This is a genomic window from Bacillus cereus group sp. BfR-BA-01331 (assembly GCF_022663915.1).
Lineage (GTDB): Bacteria > Bacillota > Bacilli > Bacillales > Bacillaceae_G > Bacillus_A > Bacillus_A mycoides.
Genome location: NZ_JAKUGJ010000107.1, coordinates 1 through 1,530 on the forward strand (window position 1 = coordinate 1; position 1,530 = coordinate 1,530).

Below are 1,530 nucleotides of genomic sequence, written 5' to 3' on the forward strand. Positions count from 1 at the left end.
CAATACCACCAAGTACTTACGAGGCATATTGGACAAAATATTGATTACTTTCTTCATCTTCTCTCATCCCTTATCAGTCTATAACATTACGGATTTGAGTCATATGTTGTCCTCTTGCCGTATAGTTTAGACCTGTAATTTGTACACCTTTATTATCACCAATATGAATCATTTTTTGATTCCCCATATAAATTGCAACATGTCCTGGGTTTTCAAAGAATATAAGATCCCCTGGTTGGGCGTGATTAATATCTGGTACTTGTTTTCCTTGTCCGACTTGAGCACCTGTCCACTCTCCAAGTTGTACACCTATACTTGTTCTAAAGACATACTGCGTAAATCCTGAGCAATCTGAAGTGCCACCCGGTGGATTACGATTCCCTAATACATATCTCACTTTTCCTTGTCCAAGCCATTTTTTCGCTTCTGCTAGTACCTTTTGTCTTTTGTCATTCGTCATAACAGGAGAACCGCCTGATGATAATCCCGGATCATCATTTTTCTTAAAGAATTTCATTGGATCTGTTGGTTGGTCGTTAATACGAATCTGGAAGTCTAAATGGACAGCGTATCCATTCATATTAAGTAAACCAGTATCTTTATTATAGTTAGAACCACCCATCTCCCCAATGATTTGTCCTTTTGTTACCATGGTTCCTGGTGCAACTGATATTTTACTCAAGTGTAAGTAGCGAGATACAATGCCATTTCCATGGTCTACATAAACACCTAAACCACCACCATTTACATTTCCTGTTTGGTTCGTTACAATACCAACTTCCATCGACCACACAGGGTCTCCAGCTTTTCCGGCGGTCATGGCCCCAATATCTACAGCGTTATGTTGTTTACCACCATGAACCGCATCAAACGTATCTGTAATACGCCCTGATTTCGTTGGCCATTTCCAACCTTTATCAGACACCCATTCTCCAGAACCATCCGCCACACAACCTAAATCCTTGTAATATTTCAAAACTTTGGAAACGTACGTATAATCCCCATAACACGCTCCGACTTTGGTTCGGAAGTTATTCGGATCCGAACAACCAGCTCTATTTTCATTAGCATGTTCCCTAGAAAACGCAATAGCTGTTTCTTCTGAATAGCCACCCTTTGCCAATGCATAGCTAATGAATCCAGGACCGTAATTATAACTCTGTAAGGCAAGTGCTATATCTCCATTTGCCTTTCCCAAAACATCTCTAAATTCTTGTACGCCTGCTTCAATAGAAATATTTGGGTCTTTAATACACCCTATACGAGCACCATTTTTTAGACCTTTACAAGATGAACTTAAATCTCCATATTGCCCTTCTGCTGCTTGCATCGGGTCATTTCCCTCTCCTTGTGATTCCTGCATCATTTGAGCGGCCAAAATACCAACATATTGAGCAACACCATGTTTTTCTGCCATCTCTTTAATTTTGGGAAGATAACCTGTTACTTTTTCATTGATATTAACAGGCTCTCCACCAGGACTAACAGAACCTACGCACATGCCCCCGATAAATCCACCAGTTGGGGCTA

At 40.5% G+C, this 1,530-nt stretch carries 1 protein-coding gene; it reads right to left on the bottom strand.

The annotated features are described in order from the left end of the window. Positions 1-73: 73 nt before the first annotated feature. A partial coding sequence (locus MR155_RS32510; RefSeq protein WP_242312104.1) for a lysozyme family protein occupies positions 74-1,530 on the bottom strand: 1,457 nt, incomplete at its 5' end.